At 70.2% G+C, this 20,167-nt stretch carries 16 protein-coding genes and 1 rRNA gene; 8 read left to right on the forward strand and 9 right to left on the reverse strand.

Going from position 1 to position 20,167, the window contains the following annotated elements; all coding sequences use genetic code 11:
• The 4 genes from rrf to E1161_RS26195 all read left to right on the forward strand — a co-directional run bounded on the left by rrf (position 1) and on the right by E1161_RS26195 (position 5,528).
• A 5S ribosomal RNA gene (gene rrf, locus E1161_RS26180) occupies positions 1–116 on the forward strand.
• Positions 117–286: 170 nt separating this feature from the next.
• A complete protein-coding gene (locus tag E1161_RS26185) occupies positions 287–1,033 on the forward strand; it encodes a type 1 glutamine amidotransferase (protein ID WP_132627410.1) in 747 nt (248 codons plus the stop codon).
• Between the two features lie 51 nt (positions 1,034–1,084).
• On the forward strand, positions 1,085–4,117 hold the full coding sequence (locus E1161_RS26190) for a bifunctional [glutamine synthetase] adenylyltransferase/[glutamine synthetase]-adenylyl-L-tyrosine phosphorylase (RefSeq protein ID WP_132627411.1): 3,033 nt from the start codon (positions 1,085–1,087) through the stop codon (positions 4,115–4,117).
• 550 nt (positions 4,118–4,667) lie between these two features.
• Positions 4,668–5,528 carry an SMP-30/gluconolactonase/LRE family protein gene (locus E1161_RS26195; RefSeq protein WP_132627412.1) on the forward strand — a complete coding sequence of 287 codons (861 nt, stop codon included), beginning with the start codon at positions 4,668–4,670 and terminating at the stop codon, positions 5,526–5,528.
• Positions 5,529–5,661: 133 nt separating this feature from the next.
• On the opposite strand, the gene glnA is transcribed toward E1161_RS26195, so the two are convergent.
• Positions 5,662–7,086: a type I glutamate--ammonia ligase gene (gene glnA / locus E1161_RS26200; protein WP_132627413.1), complete on the reverse strand. Its 1,425-nt coding sequence runs from the start codon at positions 7,084–7,086 to the stop codon at positions 5,662–5,664.
• A gap of 219 nt (positions 7,087–7,305) precedes the next feature.
• Here glnA and E1161_RS26205 point away from each other — a divergent pair, with 219 nt between their 5' ends.
• Positions 7,306–7,776: an RDD family protein gene (locus tag E1161_RS26205; protein WP_132627414.1), complete on the forward strand. Its 471-nt coding sequence runs from the start codon at positions 7,306–7,308 to the stop codon at positions 7,774–7,776.
• A 60-nt stretch (positions 7,777–7,836) separates the two neighbouring features.
• Here the strand turns inward: E1161_RS26205 and E1161_RS26210 are convergent, their stop codons facing one another.
• From E1161_RS26210 to E1161_RS26220, 3 genes are all read right to left on the reverse strand, one after another.
• Complete coding sequence (locus tag E1161_RS26210) at positions 7,837–8,565, reverse strand: DUF4191 domain-containing protein (RefSeq protein WP_132627415.1); 729 nt, start codon at positions 8,563–8,565, stop codon at positions 7,837–7,839.
• 333 nt (positions 8,566–8,898) lie between these two features.
• A complete protein-coding gene (gene lipA / locus E1161_RS26215; RefSeq protein WP_132627416.1) occupies positions 8,899–9,900 on the reverse strand; it encodes a lipoyl synthase in 1,002 nt (333 codons plus the stop codon).
• Between the two features lie 174 nt (positions 9,901–10,074).
• Positions 10,075–10,566, reverse strand: a complete 492-nt coding sequence (locus E1161_RS26220) for a hypothetical protein (RefSeq protein WP_132627417.1) — start codon at positions 10,564–10,566, stop codon at positions 10,075–10,077.
• 110 nt (positions 10,567–10,676) lie between these two features.
• Here E1161_RS26220 and E1161_RS26225 point away from each other — a divergent pair, with 110 nt between their 5' ends.
• The 3 genes from E1161_RS26225 to E1161_RS26235 all read left to right on the forward strand — a co-directional run bounded on the left by E1161_RS26225 (position 10,677) and on the right by E1161_RS26235 (position 15,225).
• Positions 10,677–11,279 carry a TetR/AcrR family transcriptional regulator gene (locus E1161_RS26225; protein ID WP_132627418.1) on the forward strand — a complete coding sequence of 201 codons (603 nt, stop codon included), beginning with the start codon at positions 10,677–10,679 and terminating at the stop codon, positions 11,277–11,279.
• A 43-nt stretch (positions 11,280–11,322) separates the two neighbouring features.
• Entirely contained in the window at positions 11,323–12,267 is a 945-nt protein-coding gene (locus tag E1161_RS26230; protein WP_132627419.1) for an LLM class F420-dependent oxidoreductase, read from the forward strand.
• A gap of 123 nt (positions 12,268–12,390) precedes the next feature.
• On the forward strand, positions 12,391–15,225 hold the full coding sequence (locus E1161_RS26235) for an FAD-binding and (Fe-S)-binding domain-containing protein (RefSeq protein ID WP_328591316.1): 2,835 nt from the start codon (positions 12,391–12,393) through the stop codon (positions 15,223–15,225).
• 19 nt (positions 15,226–15,244) lie between these two features.
• On the opposite strand, the gene E1161_RS26240 is transcribed toward E1161_RS26235, so the two are convergent.
• The 5 genes from E1161_RS26240 to sucB all read right to left on the reverse strand — a co-directional run.
• Complete coding sequence (locus tag E1161_RS26240; protein ID WP_207920416.1) at positions 15,245–15,712, reverse strand: ArsR/SmtB family transcription factor; 468 nt, start codon at positions 15,710–15,712, stop codon at positions 15,245–15,247.
• Positions 15,713–15,726: 14 nt separating this feature from the next.
• On the reverse strand, positions 15,727–16,812 hold the full coding sequence (locus E1161_RS26245; RefSeq protein WP_132627420.1) for a serine hydrolase: 1,086 nt from the start codon (positions 16,810–16,812) through the stop codon (positions 15,727–15,729).
• A 56-nt stretch (positions 16,813–16,868) separates the two neighbouring features.
• Positions 16,869–17,615: a lipoyl(octanoyl) transferase LipB gene (gene lipB, locus E1161_RS26250; protein WP_132627421.1), complete on the reverse strand. Its 747-nt coding sequence runs from the start codon at positions 17,613–17,615 to the stop codon at positions 16,869–16,871.
• A gap of 45 nt (positions 17,616–17,660) precedes the next feature.
• A complete protein-coding gene (locus E1161_RS26255) occupies positions 17,661–18,548 on the reverse strand; it encodes a TIGR01777 family oxidoreductase (protein ID WP_207920417.1) in 888 nt (295 codons plus the stop codon).
• 176 nt (positions 18,549–18,724) lie between these two features.
• Positions 18,725–20,167, reverse strand: a 1,443-nt coding sequence (sucB, locus tag E1161_RS26260) for a 2-oxoglutarate dehydrogenase, E2 component, dihydrolipoamide succinyltransferase (RefSeq protein ID WP_132627423.1), incomplete at its 5' end; no start/stop codon positions are given.

Here is a 20,167-nt window from a genome sequence, read left to right on the forward strand (position 1 = left end):
TCGGTGGCGATGGCGGGGAGGGTCCGCCCGGTCCCATTCCGAACCCGGTAGCTAAGCTCCCCAGCGCTGATGGTACTGCACTCGCTAGGGTGTGGGAGAGTAAGACACCGCCGACACAATCCTCAAGTGGGGTGGGCAGGAGAAGGAATTCTCCTGCCCACCCCATTTTTCATGCCCAAAAAACCCGCGGAAGGCCGAATCCCGGTCTGCCATGAGGGACGGATACCGGTTCTTCCGGGGTGTTCGTTGTTGAGGAAGTGGACCCGCCGCCCGTAACCTCGGTGCTATGAGCGGTGTTCGGATCTTGGTCGTGCAGCCGTCGCCTGTTGACCCCCTGGGGCGTCTCGGTGACTGGTTGAGAGATGCCGGGGCCGAACTCGATGTCGTGCAGCCGGCGGAGCGGGCTCTGCCTGCACTCGACGATTACGACGGGCTCATCGTTCTCGGTGGGGAGATGGGCGCGTACGACGACATCGATCACCCGTGGTTGTCGGACGTCCGCTTGATGCTCAGCGGCGCGGTGTCCAAGCGGTTGCCGGTGCTTGCGATCTGCCTCGGTGCGCAACTGCTAGCGGCGGCGACCGGTGGCCAGGTGCGGCCGATCCGGAAGGGACCGGAGGTCGGCACCCTCTTGGTGGCCAAGCGCGACGTCGCCGCCGAGGATCCGCTGCTCGGTCCGCTCCCGCTGACGCCCGACGTCGTGCAGTTCCACAACGACGAGTTCAGCCTGCCGCCGTCGGCCCAGCTGCTGGCCTCGTCCCCGAAGTGCGACAACCAGGCGTTCCGCCTCGGTGAGTGCGCCTACGGCTTGCAGTTCCACATCGAGACCACGCCGGACGTCGTTCTGGAATGGGCTCGGAACTCGCCGGAGATGGCGGCGACCGCACGCGCCGGCCAGCTGGATCCCGAACACCTCGTTGAGTTCCACGCCGATCTCGCCGAAACCTGGCAGCCCGTCGCGGAGCGATTCGTTCGCATCGTCGGCACGCCACCGGAAGAGCGGAAGGCGAGCAGGTTCCTCCCGCTCGCGTGACCTCGTGCAGGCGGCTCCACGCAGGAGCCCGCTGCGGACTACGGTTCGGATATGGCCAACAGCAACTCGTCGAGGTCTGGTTCGGTCCCGTCGACGGCCCGGTACGGGTTCAGCGACGCCGAACGAGCCGAGGACCAGTTGAGGAGCGCCGGGTGGTGGTCGGCGCGCGGTCCTGGTGAGGCCGAACCGATCCTGGCCGCGTTGTCGCGCACTCCTGATCCGGACCTGGCGTTGCACTCGTTGGAGAGGATGCGGGAAGCGTCTCCTGACGAGTGGGACGGGCTGTCCGCCGCGCTGGCGCAGGACGTGGGACTTCGAGGACGGCTGCTCAGCGTGCTGGGCGAATCCACGGCCTTCGCCGATCACCTCGCCGCTCACCCGGGGGACTGGGTTCGGCTGGCCTCGGATGCGACTCCACCGGAAACGGTCGACGAGTGGACAGCCGCGCTGCTGGCCGCCGTGGGCGCTGCAGGCGATGGGGAACCGGGAACCGAGGGCGGACCCGTCGCCGAGGTGCACGGCCAGGAGGCGGTCCGCGAGCTGCGCGCGACCTACCGGGCGCTGCTGCTGGACATCGCTGCTCGCGACCTGGGCAACATCGCCGAACCCGGCCTCGCATCGCTGTCCTACGACGAGGTCGCGGACATGCTCTCGGACCTGGCGGTCGCGGCGCTCAAAGCGGCGCTCGCGGTGGCGGTCGCCGAGGCCGGGATCGACGAGCTGCCGCGGCTGTCGGTCATCGCGATGGGCAAGTGCGGTGGCCGCGAGCTGAACTACGTCAGCGATGTCGACGTCGTGTTCGTCGCCGACAGCGAATCCGATGTCGCGGCCGGAACTCGCTTGGCGAGCCTGATGATGCGCATCGTGGGGCCGGCGTTCTTCGAGATCGACGCGAACCTCCGCCCGGAGGGCAAGGCGGGCGCGTTGGTCCGCACGCTGGACGGGCATCTCAGCTACTACCGGCGCTGGGCCAGGACCTGGGAGTTCCAGGCCCTGCTCAAGGCACGGCCGGTCGCCGGTGACGCGGAACTGGGGCTCCGGTACCTCCAGGCCGTGCGGCCGATGGTGTGGACGGCCGCCGAGCGCGATGATTTCGTGGCCGACGTGCGTTCGATGCGCAGGCGGGTCGAGGCCCACGTGCCGTTGGACCTGGCCGAGCGGGAGCTGAAGCTGGGGCGCGGCGGCCTGCGCGACGTGGAGTTCGCGGTGCAGCTGCTGCAGATGGTGCACGGCCGCAGCGACGAATCGTTGCGCTCTTCGTCCACTTTGGAGGCGTTGCGAGCCTTGGGCGACGGCGGCTACGTGGCCAGGGCCGACGCCGCCGACCTGATCGACTCCTACCGGTTCCTGCGGACCGTGGAGCACCGGTTGCAGCTGCGGCAGCTGCGGCGCACCCACTTGTTCCCGGAGTTCGACGACGCGGAAGCGCTCAGCGTGCTGGGGCGAGCGGTCGGGTTCCGGTCCAGTGGCCGGAACACGGCCGCGCAGGCCCTGGTGGCCGAGTTCCGCAGGCATGCCAAGCGGGTCCGGCGACTGCACGAGAAGCTGTTCTACCGCCCGCTGCTGGAAGCGGTGGCGAAGGTGCCGACGGAGGCCATGCGGTTGACGACCTCGGCCGCCGCCGAACGGCTCGCCGCGCTGGGCTACACCTCACCGCAGGGCGCGTTGCGGCACATCGGCGCGCTGACCTCCGGTGTGTCGCGTCGGGCGAGCATCCAGGGGGCGCTGTTGCCGGTGCTGCTCGACCTGCTGGGCAACACTCCGGATCCCGATGGTGGTCTGCTCGCCTATCGCAAAGTTTCCGAGGCGCTCGCCGAAACCCCGTGGTACCTGCGGCTGTTGCGGGACGAGGGAGTGGTGGCCGAGCGGCTCGCTCAGCTGCTGGGCACGTCGAAGCTGGTACCGGAGCTGCTGATCCGCGCGCCGGAGGTGCTGCGGCTGCTGGCCGACACGCCGGCGCTGGCGGAGCGCGGTTCGCAGGAGGCGGCGATCTCGCTGCGCAGCACGGTCGGTCGTTACGCGGACCCGCAGCGGGCGGCGGCAGCTGCGCGCTCGCTGCGCAGGCACGAGTTGCTGCGCATAGCCTGCGCGGATCTGCTGGGACTGGTGGAGCTCGACACGGTCTGCCGGGCGTTGTCCAACATCTGGGTCGCGGTGCTGGAGTCGGCGCTGGACGTGTCGGTACGGGACACCGCGTCGAAGTGGGGCGGCGAGATCCCGGCGAGGATCGCGGTGATCGGGATGGGCAGGCTCGGCGGTGCGGAGCTCGGCTACGGCTCGGACGCCGACGTCCTGTTCGTGTGCGAGCCGATCGGTCAGGCCGATGAGGCGACGGCGTTGAAGTTCGCGAGCACCGTGGTGGAGCGGGTGCGCACGTTGCTGGGCGCACCGAGCCAGGACCCGCCGCTGGAGGTCGACATCGATCTGCGGCCGGAGGGCAAGCAGGGATCTCTGGTGCGCACGCTGGAGTCCTACCTCTCCTACTACCAGCGGTGGGGTGAGGCGTGGGAGTTCCAGGCGCTGCTGCGGGCCCGCGCGGTGGCCGGTGACCCGGACCTGGGGGAGCGGTTCTGCCGCGCCATCGACCCGATCCGCTACCCCGAGGGCGGTCTCGACGAGACCAAGGTGCGGGAGATCCGGCGGATCAAGGCTCGTGTGGATGCCGAGCGCCTGCCGCGCGGTGCGGACCCGGCGACGCACACCAAGCTCGGCCGGGGAGGGCTGGCCGACGTGGAGTGGACGGTGCAGCTGTTGCAGCTCCAGCACGCCCACGAGACACCGCGGCTGCGCACGACCTCGACGCTGGACGGCCTGCGCGCGGCGGCCGAGGCCGGACTCCTCAGCGAGTCCGACGCGCAGGAGCTCATCGACGCGTGGATGCTGGCGACCCGCTTCCGCAACGCGGTCATGCTGGTCCGCGGCAAGCCGGGTGATCAGCTGCCCAAGCACGTGCAGGAGCGAGTCGCGGTGGCGGCTGCCCTGGGCTATTCGGCCGATGTCGACACCGGCGAGGTCGTAGACGACTACCTCCGGGTCACCCGCCACGCCAGAACGGTCGTGGAGAGGATCTTCTACGAGGCATGACCACGATCAAGCAGGCAGGGGAGGACGTCCACCCCGCGATCGTCGAGGCGATCAGCAGCGTGGCCCGCCGGCCGCGGACCGGCCCTGTCCCTGCAGCCCTTCACGAGCACCTGCCTCGTCGCCGAGGACGACGAGCGCAGGGTGCGGTACCTGATCGGACTCCTCGCTGATCGGCCGCAGTCTGCTACCAGCACTTCGTCGGCGTCGACCCTGCGCAGCGCATGAACGGGCCAGCCCGCCGGCCTCGCGCCCAATCCTGCGAGACCATCCCGTTCGCCGGACGAGCAGAGGTCGACTCGATCACCTCACCGGAGAACACGGGGGCGATCAATCCCACCGGCGCATGGGCTTCCGCGTCCTTGACGGTGACGGCGATTCGACGGCCTCCCCGTGCACTGCATTGCGACGGTCGTGGTGGTGCTCGCGTCCGTTTCGCCGCGAACGGGGCTAGGCCAGGCGAACTCCGAAACCCGCCGGTCGGCGGTCGCTTCGGGGGTCGATGGATCCCTAATCTGATCAATGCACCGCGGTCTGGGATGAGGGGACTGGAATGTCCGAGGACTTCGAGCTGCTCGTCGACCGACAGGCCTTGTGCGGAAGTGCTCCGCTGTGGATGTCAGCCCAGAACTGCGTCTATTGGGTGGATCTGCTGCGCAGGGAATTGCACACCTTCTACCGCGATACCGGCGTCAACGAGGTCCGGGTGCTGCCGGGCAAGGTCACCGCGCTGGGGGCCACGCGGCAGGGGCAGCTCATCGCCGCGGCCAACGGCGGGTTCTCCCGAGTCCACCTGGGCCGTTCCGGGCTGGAGCCGGTGGTGCAGGTGCGCAACGGGGACCGGATGAGCATCGGTGGCTGCGATCCGGCGGGCCGGTTCGTGGCCTGCACCATGACGCACGCGTCGGACCTGCGGGCCAGCGGTTGCTACGTCTTGGAGGGCAACCGGGCGCGGTTGCTGATCGACGGGCTGACCGGGCCGGGCGGGGTGGCGTGGAGCCCGGACGGCACCCGGATGTACGTGGTGGACGTGCGCACCATCTGGATCTACGACTACGACCCGCAGCGCGCCCGCGCGCACGCCGGCCGCACGTGGGTGGTGTGCGCGGAGTCCGACGGCAGTCCGGAGGGGCTGGCGGTCGACTCGGAGGGCTGCGTGTGGGTCGCGATGCACTGGACGGGCCGGATACACCGCTACGCGCCGTCCGGTGACCTGGAGACGATCTTGTGGGCGCCGACGAGGCGCGTCAGCGGCCTGGCCTTCGGCGGTTCCCGCCTGGAGGAGCTCTACGTGACCTCGGCCTGCTTCGGCTACGACGAACCGGCCTTCAACGCGGACCCCTACGCAGGCTCCCTCCTGCGCTTCCGTCCCGGTGCGACGGGCGCCCCGCTGCCTCCTTGGCAGGGACTCTGATCATCTCGACGGCCATCACTGATGTTGATCACTGAGTGCTAATAGCGGATCGCATCGCCGCGGAGGTGCTCCGGAGATGAAGCGGCCCCGCCGGTCCGGGGACCGGCGGGGCCGCTCGCAGCTGGTCATCGACTCACACGTCGAAGTACAGCGAGAACTCGTGCGGGTGCGGGCGGAGGCGGATCGGGTCGATCTCCTCCTCGCGCTTCAACCGGATCCAGGTCTCGATCAGGTCCGGGGTGAAGACGCCACCCTCGAGCAGGAAGTCGTGGTCGGCTTCCAGGTTGTCGATCGCCTCGGCCAGCGAGCTCGGGACGGTCGGGACGTTCTTGGCCTCTTCCGGCGGAAGCTCGTAGAGGTCCTTGTCGATCGGCTCGGCCGGCTCGATCTTGTTCTTGATGCCGTCCAGGCCGGCCATCATCATCGCGGCGAACGCCAGGTAGGGGTTGCCGGACGGGTCCGGGCACCGGAACTCGACGCGCTTGGCCTTCGGGTTCGAGCCGGTGATCGGGATCCGCATGCAGGCGGAGCGGTTTCGCTGCGAGTACACCAGGTTCACCGGGGCCTCGAAGCCCGGCACCAGACGGTGGTAGGAGTTCACCGACGGGTTGGTGAAGGCCAGCAGCTTCGGGGCGTGGTGCAGGATGCCGCCGATGTAGTAGCGCGCCATGTCCGACAGGCCCGCGTAACCGGCCTCGTCGTAGAACAGCGGGCTGCCGTCCTTCCACAGCGACATGTGGCTGTGCATGCCCGAACCGTTGTCCTCGAACAACGGCTTCGGCATGAAGGTCACGGTCTTGCCGGCCTCCCACGCCGTGTTCTTGATGACGTACTTGAACAGCTGCAAGTCGTCCGCCGCGTGCAGCAGCGTGTTGAACTTGTAGTTGATCTCGGCCTGGCCGCCGGTACCGACCTCGTGGTGGGCGCGCTCGATCTCGAAGCCCGACCCCTGCAGCTGCACGACCATCTTGTCGCGCAGGTCGGCGAAGTGGTCGTACGGCGAGACGGGGAAGTAGCCGCCCTTCATCCGGGTCTTGTAACCCCGGTTGCCGCCCTCCTCGTCGCGACCGGTGTTCCACCAGCCCTCGATGGAGTCGACCTCGGCGAAGGTCTTGTTCGGGGCTTCCCCGAACTTGACCGAGTCGAAGATGTAGAACTCGGCCTCAGCACCGAAGAACGCGGTGTCGGCCACGCCGGACTCGGTCAGGTACTGCTCTGCCTTGCGCGCGATGTTGCGCGGATCGCGGCTGTAGGGCTCCAACGTGAACGGGTCGTGCACGAAGAAGTTCAGGATCAGCGTCTTCTCGGTGCGGAACGGGTCCACGCGCGCCGTGTAGGGGTCCGGCAGCAGCAGCATGTCGGATTCGTGGATCGACTGGAAGCCGCGCACGGACGAACCGTCGAAAGCGAGACCGTTGGTGAACGAGTCCTCGTCGAACGCGCTGGCGGGCACCGTGAAGTGCTGCATGACGCCCGGCAGGTCGCAGAACCGGACATCGACGAACTTCACGTCCTCATCGGCGATGAAGCGGAGGACCTCGTCTGGATTCTTGAACAAGCTCGGTGGCTCCTTCACGCAGTCGTACAGCTCACCGGTGCCACGTCGATTGGTCGCCGCCGGCTCGTCAATGACGGTATGTCACCGGTGTTGCCCCGGCGTCTCCTGAATGTTTCGCGGGCGTTAACGGCCACCTGAACGGGTGACGCCGGTTACACATCGCGGTGGAAGCCGATGCTCCCCAGCGGCCCGGTGGAGCAGGTGCGTACCCTGGTTGACGTGCGAAATGTCCTCGGCTCGTGGCTGGACGGCCCGAAGAGCGCGATGAACCAGGCGCGTGACCAGGCCCGCGAGAACCGGCCGGCGTTCCGCGGCGAGGAGCTCGGTCTGCCCGAATCCGGGCCCGGCTCGGCCGCGCCGCTGCGCAAGCGACTGCTGGCGTTCGTGGTCGACCTGGTGCTCGCCGCGGTGATCACCACCGCTTTCACCGCACCGGCCTACCCGGGCGACTGGAGCCTGCTGACCTGGCTGGTCATCACCGCGGTGCCGGTGTCGTTCTTCGGCGCGACACCCGGCATGGCCCTCACCAAGATCTGGGTGGCGCGCGTCGACGCCCCCAAGATGGTCGGGCCGCTGCGCGCGGTGCTGCGCGGCCTGCTCACCGTGCTGATCATCCCGGCCGTGATCTGGAACTTCGACGGCCGCTCGTGGCACGACCGGATCAGCGGCACCATCGTCCTGCGTCGCTGACCCAGAGCGAAGAGTACGGGCCCGGGGAGACATCCCCGGGCCCGTACTCTTCGCCTCGTCCTACTTGGCGCGGCGCATCGCGCGCGACACGTTGCGCATCTTGGCGCCTTGCGGAACCGGGCCCTTGGGCATCGCGTTGCCGCGGCTGGCCAGCGCCGACAGGCGGTTCTCGATGTTGTCGATCTGGGCAGGACCGATGTTGCGCGGCAGCTTCATGATCCGCCGCTGCAACTTCGGCAGCGGGACCTGGCCCTCCTCGTCGCCCACGATCATCTCGTAGATCGGGGTGTCGCCGACCAGGCGCGACACGCGCTTCTTCTCCTGCGAGACCAGGTTCTTGACCCTGCCCGGGGAGCCTTCGCCGACGAGCACGATGCCCGGCCGACCGATGATCCGGTGCACTGCGTCGAGCTGCTGGGTGCCGGCCACCGCCTGGGAGACGACCCAACGTCCCCGCAGGTTGTCCAGCGCCCAACCGGCGGCCCCGGGCTGCCCCTCGGCCTTGCGGAACACCGTCGCCTGCACCCGACGCCCGAAGATGATCACGGCCGCGAGCAGGCCGAACGCGAGGCCCACGGGAAGGAACACCCAGTGCAGACCCCAGATCATGCCCAGCAGGAAGACCACGACGGTCACACCGAGGAACGCTCCGAGCATCAGCGGCAGGAGGAGCTTGTCCTCCCGGCGCTGCATCTTGAACGCCTCGAAGATCTGCTTGACGCGGCCTACCGAAGCCTGACGTCGCTGTTTGGCCGCCTCTTTCTTAGCGGCCTTGTCCTGCTTGGCCATGTCCTTCAGGATACGGCTCGCGCTGTGGGGGTTGTAGTTGCATCCCTGCAGGCGTGATCGAGATGTGTTCGGGGTCGGGTCGTGAAGATCGAATACTCCGTGGTCCCGTTCTGCTCAGCGGCGCCAGAAGCGGAACCTCAGCTCCGACCTGAGGCTCGTGCCTGCCCCAGCCACGGCGCTACGGCTGTCCTCCGCAGGTGACGTCTGAGAACCCGCGGCGGTGCGACGTGTCGTGGGTGGGTGAGGAGGAAGCACCTCTGGTGCTTGCCTGACGTGGGCTTCCATCGAGGAAGGGGGGTGCTTCCTCTCGGAAGCACCCCCCTTCCTCCGGTGTCAGCGGTTGAGCAGGCTGCTGGCTTCTTGTGCTGCTGTGCCTGCCTCGGCGAGGTGGGCCATGTTGTCCGGCAGCGGCATGCCTCGGTGGACCGTGGCCTTGGCGAACAGGCGGCCCGCTCGGTAGCTGGAGCGGACCAGGGGGCCGGCCATGACGCCCGGGAAGCCGATCTCCTCGGCGGCCTGGGTGTGCTCGACGAACTCCTCCGGCTTCACCCAGCGGTCCACCGGGTGGTGCCGCGGGCTCGGCCGCAGGTACTGGGTGATCGTGATGATGTCGCAGCCCGCGTCGCGCAGGTCCTGCAGCGCGGGGCGGACCTCGTCGGGGGTCTCGCCCATGCCGAGGATCAGGTTCGACTTGGTGACCAGGCCCGCGTCACGCGCCTTGGTGATCACTTCCAGGGACCGTTCGTAGCGGAAGCCGGGGCGGATCCGGCGGAACACGCTGGGCACGGTCTCCAGGTTGTGCGCGAGCACCTCGGGCCGGGAGCTGAAGACCTCTTCGAGCTGGTCGGGCTCGGCGTTGAAGTCGGGGATGAGCAGCTCCACGCCGGTGCCCGGGTTGAGCTCGTGGATCTGGCGGACGGTCTCGGCGTACAGCCAGGCCCCGCCGTCGTCCAGGTCGTCGCGGGCGACACCGGTGACCGTGGAGTAGCGCAGGCCCATGGCCTGCACCGACTCGGCGACCTTGCGCGGTTCGGAGGTGTCCAGCGCGGCAGGCTTGCCGGTGTCGATCTGGCAGAAGTCGCAGCGACGGGTGCACTGGTCACCACCGATGAGGAAGGTGGCCTCGCGGTCTTCCCAGCACTCGAAGATGTTCGGGCAACCCGCCTCCTCGCAGACGGTGTGCAACCCCTCGCGCTTGACGAGTCCCTTGAGCTCCTTGTACTCGGGACCCATCCGGGCGCGGGTTTTGATCCACGACGGCTTCTTCTCGATCGGAGTCTGGCTGTTGCGGGCCTCCAACCGCAGCAGCTTGCGACCCTCAGGCGCCACAGTCACGCGCCCAGGCTACGCCCTCAACCCCCGGTGTTGGGCAAGGGAGTCCGGCTGATCTGGGAAGATCTTCGCAGGTGGTGATGGCTGTCACCCCAGGCTCAGGAGCTGTGCGCAATGCTGCGAGCACCGGTCCCGAACCGGGCATGCTGCACAGTCCGGGCCGGTGCCGGGCTCGCTTCAGAGGCTCGGGATGAGCTTGCGGAGCGGCCTCGGTCGATCGTCCCGATTCGTGATCGTGGTCGCGCGCAGCAGTTGGACGAACGTGTGGCCGACGCGAGCGACCTCGTGCGGTGGCTCGTGCTCCTCCGCGAGGCCGGCGGCGATCGCCAGCAGCCGGTGCTCGCGCGCGGAAGCCTCGGACAGCGCGGGGTTGGCGGAGTGCAGGTCCAGCGCGGCGCGCAGGCCCGGATTGGCGCCGGCCGTGCGGCGCCAGGCCATGGTGACCGCCTTGACGCGGTCGTCGCGCGGTCCGTTCTCGGTGTCGATCAGCGCGACTTCGACGCGGCCGGTCAGCTGCTGCATCCACTTGTGGTGCAGCGCGGCGAGCAGCTCGGCGGTGTCGTTGAAAGGGCTGGGCACGGTGTCGAAGGCCGCGGTGAGGTCTCGACGAGCGCTGTCGAGTACCTCGGCCAACGCCTGTTGCCTCTGGTGGAAATCATTCCAGCTCATGGCGCTCTCCAGGGGTCGGTGATACCCGAGGTGCAGCGACATACCCTCAGTATGTCACGGGATCACGGTAGCACGGAGTCGTACCGTCGGTATGTCATAGGCTTGTGAGCATGGCTACAGCACGTCCGCGGCGCGTCGAGTACTCCGAAGCCACCAGGCAGGCGCTGGTGGATTCGGCCGTGGACCTGTTCACCGAGCACGGGTACTCGCAGACCTCGCTCGAGGAGATCGTCAAGCGGGCGCGGGTCACCAAGGGCGCGCTGTACCACCACTTCGGCGGCAAGCAGGCGCTGTTCGAGGCGGCGTTCAACTCGGTGGAGTCCGGGGTCGTGGCGCGGCTGTCGGAGGTCGTCTCGGACCCGGGCGATCCGTGGGAGGCCACCCGGTCCGGGCTGCGGGCGTTCCTGGAGGTCTGCCTGGAGCCCTCTTACCAGCGCATCGTCGTGCAGGACGGGCCCGCGGTGATGGGCTGGGGCCGCTGGCGCGACGCCGAGGAGGCCTACACCTTCGGCGTGCTGCGCACCGTCGTGTCCAAGCTGATCGCCTCCGGCGAGATCGGTGACGCGCTGCCGGTCGACGCGTTCGCGCGGATCATGTTCGGCGCGCTGTCGGCCGGTGCGACCGCGATCGCCGCGTCCTCCTCGCCGATGCAGGAACGCGCCGACATCGCGGTGTGCATCGAGCGGGTGCTCAACGGTCTGCGCTCGGGATGACCGCCACGACGCCCGGTGGTTCGGGCAACTAGCCTCGGAGATCGTGACAGAGCACCTCCAGTTGCGGATCTTCACCGAACCCCAGCAGGGCGCCAGCTACGACGACCTGCTGCGCGTGGCCAAGCACGCCGAGGACACCGGCTACGACGCGTTCTTCCGCTCCGACCACTACCTGAAGATGGGGCCGGTCATCGGCGAGCCCGGCCCGACCGACGCCTGGGTGACCTTGGGCGGACTCGCGCGCGAGACCAGAACGTTGCGGCTGGGCACCCTCATGACGGCCGGGACCTTCCGGCTGCCCGGCCCGCTGGCGATCTCGGTCGCGCAGGTCGACCAGATGTCCGGCGGCCGCGTCGAGTTCGGGCTGGGCAGCGGCTGGTACGAGGAGGAGCACGCCGCCTACGGCATCCCGTTCCCCTCGTTGCAGGAGCGGTTCGACCGCTTCGCCGAACAGCTGGAGATCATCACCGGCCTGTGGGAGACGCCGGACGGGGAGACGTACTCCTTCGACGGCGAGCACTACCAGCTCGCCGAATCGCCGGCGCTGCCCAAACCCGCTCAGCGGCCGCGTCCGCCGGTGCTGATCGGCGGTGCGGGCCGGAAGCGCACCCCGGCGCTGGCGGCCCGGTTCGCCGACGAGTTCAACCTGCCGTTCGTCGACGTCGAGACCGCCACCGCGCAGTTCGAGCGCGTCGACGCCGCCTGCCAGGCGATCGGTCGGGACAGCGGTGAGATCGTGCGGTCCGCGGCGATGGTGCTGTGCGTCGGCAAGGACGAGGGCGAACTCGCCCGCCGCGCCGAATCCATCGGCCGCGAGGTCGCCGAGCTGCGCGAGAACGGCCTGGCGGGCACACCGGACGAGGTCGTCGACAAGATCGGTTGCTGGCGCGAGCGCACCGGCATCACCCGTCTCTACCTGCAGGTCCTCGATCTCGTCGACCTCGATCACCTCGACGTCGTCGCCGATCAGGTCGCCCCGCAGCTGTGACTCCACCGCGGGTGATCGGCAGCCGGTCACCCGCGGACGGTCCGAGCCGGACGCTGGGGCCGCTTGGTGCGCGGTTCTCCGGCATGTGTGAGTCGATATTCGCAGGAGGTCGTGTTGTCGCAGGTGGGAACGATCTCGTGGCAGCGGGAGCTTGCCGCCGCGTTGCCCGGGAAGGTGCGGACCGACCGGACCGCCTGCGCGGCCTACGCCTCCGACGCGTCGATCTACCGGCGGGTGCCGCTGGCGATCGTCGAGCCGGAGGACGACGCCGACGTCGCCATGGTGGTACGAGCAGCGGCCGATGCCGGGGTCGCGGTGACGGCGCGCGGCGGCGGGACCTCAGTGGCGGGCAACGCCATCGGATCCGGCGTGGTGCTGGACTTCTCGCGGCGGATGGACCGGATCCTGGAGATCGATCCGCAGGCCCGCACGGCGCGGGTGCAGCCGGGCGTCGTGCTCGACGACCTGCGCGTGGCCGCGGCGGTGCACGGTCTGACCTTCGCGCCCGACCCGTCCACCCACTCCCGCTGCACGATCGGCGGGATGATCGGCAACAACGCCTGCGGAGCCCACTCCGTCGTCTGGGGGACCACGGCCGACAACGTCGTCGAGCTGCGGCTGATCCGAGCCGACGGCAGCGCGCTCACCGCCACCCCGACCGGAAGCGACGACCCGGAGCTCGACGCGCGACTGCGGGAGCTGGTGGGCGGCCACCTCGGGCTGCTGCGCACCGAGCTCGGCCGGTTCAGCCGGCAGGTTTCCGGCTACGGCCTCCAGCACCTGCTGCCGGAACGGGGATTCGACCTGGCCAAGGCCCTGGTCGGGAGCGAGAGCACGTGCGGGATCGTCACCGAGGCGACCGTGCGGCTGGTGCCGACGCCGACCGCTCGGGCGCTCGCGGTGATCGGCTTCCCGGACGTCTACCTGGCCGCGGAAGTCGCGCCGGAGCTCGCCGCGGCGGGAGCGATGACCGTCGAGGGCATGGGAGCCGACCTGCTCGCGGCGCTGCGTTCCCGGCCCGGCCGCGAGCACGCGGGCCAGGCGCTGCCGGGCGGTCATGCCTGGCTCTACTGCGAAGCCGGGGGTGGCAGCACCGACGAAGCCGAGGAGCGGGCCGGTGAGCTCGCGAGGCTGGCGACTTCGCGGATCGCGGGGGCGAGCTCGGTGGTCGTGACCGATCCGGGCCGGACCCGGGAGCTGTGGCGGATCCGGGAATCCGGGGCGGGCATCGTCACGCGCCTGTCCGACGGCGGTGAGGCCTGGCCGGGTTGGGAGGACTCCGCCGTCCCGCCCGAGAACTTGGCCTCCTACCTGCGGGATCTGTACGCGCTGCTGGATTCCCACGGCCTGCGGGGTGTCCCGTTCGGGCACTTCGGCGAAGGCTGCCTGCACATGCGGGTCGACTTCCAGCTGGGCACCGAGGACGGCCTGGCCGCCTACCGGTCGTTCATCACCGAAGCCGCCCGGCTGGTCGCCTCGCACGGTGGGTCGGTGTCCGGGGAACACGGCGACGGGCGGGCACGCTCGGAACTGCTGCGGCACATGTACTCCCGCGGAGCGCGGGACTGCTTCGCGGAGTTCAAGCGGACCTTCGACCCGAGCGGGGTGCTCAACCCCGAGGTCCTGGTGGATCCGGCGCCCATGGACGCCGGTGTGCGGCCTGGACCGGGCCATCGCGCGTTGGAGGTCACTCCGGTGCACGCGTTCGGTCGCGATCGGGGTTCGTTCGCCGCCGCCGTCGACCGCTGCGTCGGCGTCGGCGCCTGCCGCAACCTCGACACCGGGAGCATGTGCCCGTCGTTCAAGGTGACCCGCGACGAGGTGCACTCGACGCGGGGGAGGGCGAGGGTGCTGGCCGAGATGCTGCGCGGGGAGTCCGTTGTGGACGGATGGCGGTCCGCCGAAGCGCTGGAGGCGCTCGACCTGTGCCTGTCCTGCAAGGCGTGCGCGAGCGACTGCCCGGTCAACGTCGACATGGCCACCTACAAGGCCGAGTTCCTGCACCACCACTACCGGGGCCGACCGCGGCCGAGGGCGCACTACTCGATGGGTTGGCTGCCGGTGTGGACCCGGCTGATGTCGGCGGTGCCCGGCACGGCCGCCGCGATGAACTGGGTGCTGGCCGCGCGGCCGCTGTCGCAGCTGGTCGCACGGTTGGGCGGGATTGAGCGGCGGCGGGAGATGATCCGGTTCGCACCGCGATCGCTGGTCCGGCGCCTGCGGCGGCGCGAACCTCGCGGCGGCGAGACCGTGGTCTTGTGGCCGGACACCTTCACCAACCACCTCAGCCCCGAGGTCGGCGAAGCAGCGGTGGAGGTCCTGGAGGCGCTGGGGTACCGGGTGGTGCTGCCGGAAGGATTCGTGTGCTGCGGCCTGACGTGGCACTCCACCGGTCAGCTGGCCACGGCCCGGAAGGTCCTGGCCCGCTCGCTGAAGTCGCTCGCCCCGCACCTGGCGGCCGGGCGCGCGGTGATCGGGCTCGAACCGTCCTGCACCGTGATGCTGCGCGACGAGGCCACCGAGCTGTTGCCCGGAGACCCCCGCGCGAAGCGCCTGGCCGCTCAGACCAGGACGTTCGGCGAGTTCGTGGCCGCTCACGACGGTCCGCTGCCGTTCGGCAGGCTCGACGTCGCGGCGATCGCCCAGGTCCACTGCCACCAGGAGGCGAAGGGGAGCTGGGAACCGGACCGGGCACTGCTCGAACGCCTCGGTGTCGAACCCGACGTCATCTCCGCCGGGTGCTGCGGCCTGGCGGGCAACTTCGGCTTCGAACCCGGGCACTGGGAGGTCTCCCAGGCATGCGCGGAGCGCGAGCTCTACCCCAAGGTCCGCGACGCCGGTGCGGAGGTGCTCGTGCTGGCCGACGGCTTCTCCTGCCGCACCCAGATCGCCCAGGGGACTTCCCGCCGGGCGACCCACCTCGCCGAGGTGCTGCGCGCGGCTCTCCGGAGCGGGTGACGGCGGTTCGCCGCCGGGATCAGCGGAGTTGGTCGGCCACGTCGGAGGCCGCCGTGAGCAGGACGAGGGCCGGGACAGTGGCCCTCGGCCGGAGCCGGTAGGAGCCGCGCTTGTCCTGCTCCACGAGGTTGGTCGCGGTGAGGGACTTCAGGTGGTGGTAGAGGCGGCCGGTCGAGCCCAGGTCGGCCGCCTCCTGGAGGGCGGTGGCCGGCTGCGGGCCCTGCGTGGCCAGCAACCGGACGATCGCCGCGCGGGCCGGGTGCCCGAGGGCCGCGAGGACGTCGGTGCGCGGCCCGTCGGGCAGTTCGAGCACCCGCGCGGGATCGACCTGGATGCTCCAGTCCAGCTCAGCGGGCTCGGCCAGATGGCCCTCGTAGCGCAGGTGGCCGCCGCTGGGCTCGGCGGTGGGTTCCGAACCGGCGGAGCGCTCGGGCTCCAGGGCGGCCACGCGGGCTTCGAGTGCTTCGACGCGCTGTTGCAAGTCCACGCGACGAGCTTGCCTCAACCTCGCAGCGCCGCCGTCAGCCGGTCCCGCCAACGCGGATCCTCGATGGCCAGCAGCAGCGGCAGTCCCGGATCGCCGGTGCTCAGCTGTTCGGCGCTGATGTCGCCGTGCGCCAGCAGCGCGCCCCACCCCAGCGACCCGTCCGTCCTGCGCACCGAGATTCCGCTGGTCAGCACGCCTGGGAGGCTGCCGCTCTTAGTCCCGACACCGGCCACGCCCGGTGGCAGCGAGCCCGCCAGCGGGCGTTCCAGGTGCTCGCGCGCCAAGCCGCCTTCGGAGCTGAGCGCGCTGTGCACCGCGGCCAGCCTCGTTGCCGAGCCCGCAGCCGTGGTCGATGCCCACGCGACCTGCTCGGCGTATCCGGGCACGCAGGACTGCAGGCGTCGCAGCACCTCCCGGCGCAGCGCGGGATCCTCGCGGTGCCGCCGCTCCAGGGCGAAACCCCAGGTCCGGCGCGCGGCGACCGGAAGTCCGGCCGGTGGCGCGGTTTCCGGCATCGCGAGGAACAGGTACTCCGCGCACAGCGATCGCACGTCCGCGTCCGGCCATCCGCGCGCTGCGGCGGCTCGGGTGACCGCGTCCGCGCCCAAGCGGTCGCGGAGCAGGTCAGGCGTGGCGCTGTCGCTGAACAGGACCATCACCGCGACCAGGTCGTCCAGCGCCACCCGGTGTTCGGGATCGGCCGCGTGGAGTCCGGTTTCGTCGGTGGGAGCGCCGAGGTGGCGCAGGCTCGCCGCGTGCGCGCCTCCGTCGGTGGGCACGTAGTAGCGCTCCCAGTCACCGACCCGGACGAGCTCGCGCGGGTCCAGCCGGGCTGTCTTCACGGCGTCGGCGTAGGCGGCCAGGTGCAGGACCTTGACGGCCGAGGCAAGCGGCTGCGCGGAATCGGCGCGGTGGGTCAGGCGGCTTCCGCGACCGTCGTCGAGCACCAGGCCCAGGCCGTTCCGGTGGGCGGAGATCCAAGTCAACCAGCCTTCGGGCGTCGCCAGGTCCGGCGGTGCCGCCGCGAAGGCGGGGCGGGTCAGCAGAAGGGGAGTCGCGGCTCCGGCCGCGACGAGCAGGCTCCGACGGGACAACGACATGCCACTCCTCCAGTAGTCCGGATTTCCGGAATACTAGAGGAGTGGAGTCGGTCTTGTCAGCGGAGGCTGGGATCCAGCGCCAGCGTGACGCCCGCAGCAGCGGGCTGGTGGCGGGGTATGTTGCGCTCGGCGAGTGCCAACCGGCCGTCCAGCGCGTCCTGCACGGCCTGCTCGACCAGCGGATGCGCCTCGTCGACCGGGACGTCGCGGCCGAGCTCGTCCGACAGCGACGTGGTCCCCGCATCGGCGATGCCGCAGGGCACGATGCGGTCGAACTCGCGCAGGTCGGCGTTGCAGTTGAGCTCCAAGCCGTGCATCGTCACGCCGCGCTGCACGCGGATGCCGATCGCGGCGATCTTGCGCTCCGGGCGTCCGTCGACCGCGGGCAGCCACACGCCGCTGCGGCCGTCCACCCGACCGGCGTCGAGGCCGAACTGGTCGCACACGTGGATCAGCGCCTGCTCCAGGCGGCGCACGTAGTCCACGACGTCGATCGGGTCGGACAGCTGCACGATCGGGTAACCGACGATCTGGCCAGGGCCGTGCCAGGTGATCTTGCCACCGCGGTCCACGTCGATGACCGGCGTGCCGTCCGACGGGCGGTCCTCCGGCTGCGTCCGCTTGCCCGCCGTGTAGACCGACGGATGCTCCAGCAGCAGCAGGGTGTCGGGGTTCCGGCCCTCGACGCGACCGCTGGCCAGCTCGCGCTGCAGATCCCAGGCGTCCAGGTAATCGATGGTTCCCAGGTGCCGCACGGCCATCGGCTCGGACGACTCGCGGCACGAATGATTGGCACGACTCACGGCGCCAGGCTACGCCGTCTGAACAGGCCGGCAGCCGAAGGTCGGTTACCTCCCGGTAGCCGCGGCCAGCGCTGCTCCGAGCGTCGGGTGCTGGAAGGTGAAACCATTGGCCTCCAACTCCGTCGGCATCGCCCGCTGCCCGGTCAACGCGGTGTCGGCGAGCTCGCCCATCGCGATCCGCAGCGCGAAACCGGGCACGGTCCACGGAGCCGGGCGGCCCAGCGCCTCGCCGAGCGCGCGGGTGAACTCGGCGTTGGTCACCGGTGCCGGGCCGGTGAGGTTCACCGGTCCCGAGACGTCCGGGTTCTCCAGCACGAACCGGATCGCGGCGATCTCGTCGTCCAGCGAGATCCAGGGCATGTACTGGGTCCCCGAACCGAGCTTGCCACCGAGCATCAGCGAGAACAGCGGCCGGAGCTGCCTGAGCAAACCGCCGGAGGGCGAGATCACCAGGCCGCTGCGCAGCAGCACCACCCGGGCGCCGGCATCGGCGGCAGGCTCCGTCGCGGCCTCCCACCTGCGGCACAGCGAGGCCAGGAAGTCCGTGCCCGGCGGAGAGGTCTCGGTGACCGGATGAGAGCCGGTATCGCCGTAGAAGCCGACCGCCGAAGCGTTGGCCAGGACCGGGACGCCGGCAACGGCGACCGCCTTCGCGATCACCTCGGTGGAGCGCACCCTGGACTGCAGCAGGTGGCGCTTGCGCTCCGGGTTCCAGCGCTTGTCGCCGATGCCCGGCCCGCTCAGGTTCACCACCGCGTCCGCGCCCTCCAGCACCTCGGCGTCCAGCTTCCCGGCATCGGGGTCCCAACTCCGCTCGTCCGGAGCGGCGGGCCTGCGGCGGACCAGCCTGACCACCTCGTGCTCACCTTGGCGGAGCCCGGCCACCAATGATGTACCGATCAGCCCTGACGATCCGGCGACGACGACGCGCATGTCCGGCATCGTCTCGCACCGGTGGGGCCCGCGCGAACGTTTCCGGTGTGAAAGAAGCGACCGCCCACCGAAACCGGTGAGCGGTCGCCGCTGCTCGTCTCAGGTGTGGGACTCAGCTCGCACACCGCTGAGGCTCCGGTACCCGCACCGCTGAGCAAGGTGAGTGCGAACTCGCCTCAGAGGCCGAGGTCGGCTTCGAAAGCCCCCTCTTCGAGACGCTGCTTGAGCGTGGTGAGGAACCGGGCGGCGTCGGCGCCGTCGACCAGGCGGTGGTCGTAGGACAGCGCCAGGTAGACCATCGAGCGGATGGCGATCGTGTCGCCGCCGTTCTCGTCGGCCACCACGACCGGGCGCTTGACGACGGTGCCGGTGCCCAGCATGCCCACCTGCGGCGGGTTCAGGATCGGCGTGTCGAACAGCGCGCCCCGGCTACCGGTGTTCGTGATGGTGAAGGTGCCACCGGAGAGCTCGTCGGGCTTGATCTTGTTGGTGCGGGTCCGCGCCGCCAGGTCGGCGATCTTGCGGGCCAGCCCGCCGAGGTTGAGGTCCCCGGCGTCGTGGATCACCGGCGAGACCAGGCCGCGCTCGGTGTCCACCGCGATCGCGAGGTGCTCGGCGCCGTGGTAGGTCACCGAGGAGTTCTCCTCGTCGATGGAGGCGTTGAGCTTCGGGTGCAGCTTCAGCGCCTCGGCCGCGGCCTTGGCGAAGAACGGCAGGAACGAGAGCTTGACGCCCTCGGACGCCTCGAAGCTGCCCTTGGCGCGGTCGCGAAGCCGGGCGATCCGGGTGACGTCGACCTCGATCACCGTGGTCAGCTGAGCCGCGGTCTGCAGCGACTCGACCATGCGGCGGGCCAGCAGCTGCCGCAGGCGCGACATCTTCTGCGTGGTGCCGCGCAACGCCTTGGCCTCGTCCGACGGTTCGACCGCGGTGACCGGGGCGGAGCTCGTCGCCGCGGCGGCCGGAGCGGCCGGAGCGGGAGCGGCCGGAGCGGTCTGTGCCGGTGCTTGCTCGGCGTCGATCGCGGCCTGGACGTCCTGCTTGCGGATGCGACCGCCGACGCCGCTGCCCTTGATCGAGGTCAGGTCGATGCCGTGCTCGTTGGCCAGCTTGCGCACCAGCGGAGTCACGTACGGAGCGCCACCGTTGTTCGCCGGCGCCTCTTCCTCCTGAGCCGGAGCGGCCGGAGTCTCAGCGGGAGCGGCCGGAGTCTCAGCCGGAGCGGCGGGCGCCGGAGCCGCGGCGGCCGGAGCCGCAGGAGCCGCGGCGGCCGGGGGCTCCGGCGCGGGCTCGGGAGCCGAGTCGGTGGACGCGGCGGCACCTGCGGCACCGATCACGGCCAGCTTGGCGCCGACCTCGACGGTGTCGTCCTCACTGGCGCTGATGTCCAGCAGCGTGCCGGCCACCGGCGACGGGATCTCGGTGTCGACCTTGTCGGTGGAGACCTCCAGCAGCGGCTCGTCGACCTCGACCGACTCGCCGATCTGCTTGAGCCACCGGGTGATCGTGCCTTCGGCGACGCTCTCGCCCAGGGCGGGCATGGTCACGTCGGTGCCCTGCGCACCACCGGACGGGGCGGCCGGCGCGGCGGGGGCCGGAGCGGACTCTGCCGCCGGAGG

This window comes from Saccharopolyspora aridisoli, assembly GCF_004348445.1.
GTDB lineage: Bacteria > Actinomycetota > Actinomycetes > Mycobacteriales > Pseudonocardiaceae > Saccharopolyspora > Saccharopolyspora aridisoli.

Coding starts and splice junctions, on each gene's coding strand:
- E1161_RS26185 (WP_132627410.1), top strand. CDS start 287: ATGAGCGGTGTTCGGATCTTGGTCGTGCAGCCGTCGCCTGTTGACCCC.
- E1161_RS26190 (WP_132627411.1), top strand. CDS start 1,085: ATGGCCAACAGCAACTCGTCGAGGTCTGGTTCGGTCCCGTCGACGGCC.
- E1161_RS26195 (WP_132627412.1), top strand. CDS start 4,668: ATGTCCGAGGACTTCGAGCTGCTCGTCGACCGACAGGCCTTGTGCGGA.
- E1161_RS26210 (WP_132627415.1), bottom strand. CDS start 8,565: ATGGCCAAGCAGGACAAGGCCGCTAAGAAAGAGGCGGCCAAACAGCGA.
- E1161_RS26220 (WP_132627417.1), bottom strand. CDS start 10,566: ATGAGCTGGAATGATTTCCACCAGAGGCAACAGGCGTTGGCCGAGGTA.
- E1161_RS26225 (WP_132627418.1), top strand. CDS start 10,677: ATGGCTACAGCACGTCCGCGGCGCGTCGAGTACTCCGAAGCCACCAGG.
- E1161_RS26245 (WP_132627420.1), bottom strand. CDS start 16,812: ATGTCGTTGTCCCGTCGGAGCCTGCTCGTCGCGGCCGGAGCCGCGACT.
- E1161_RS26255 (WP_207920417.1), bottom strand. CDS start 18,548: ATGCGCGTCGTCGTCGCCGGATCGTCAGGGCTGATCGGTACATCATTG.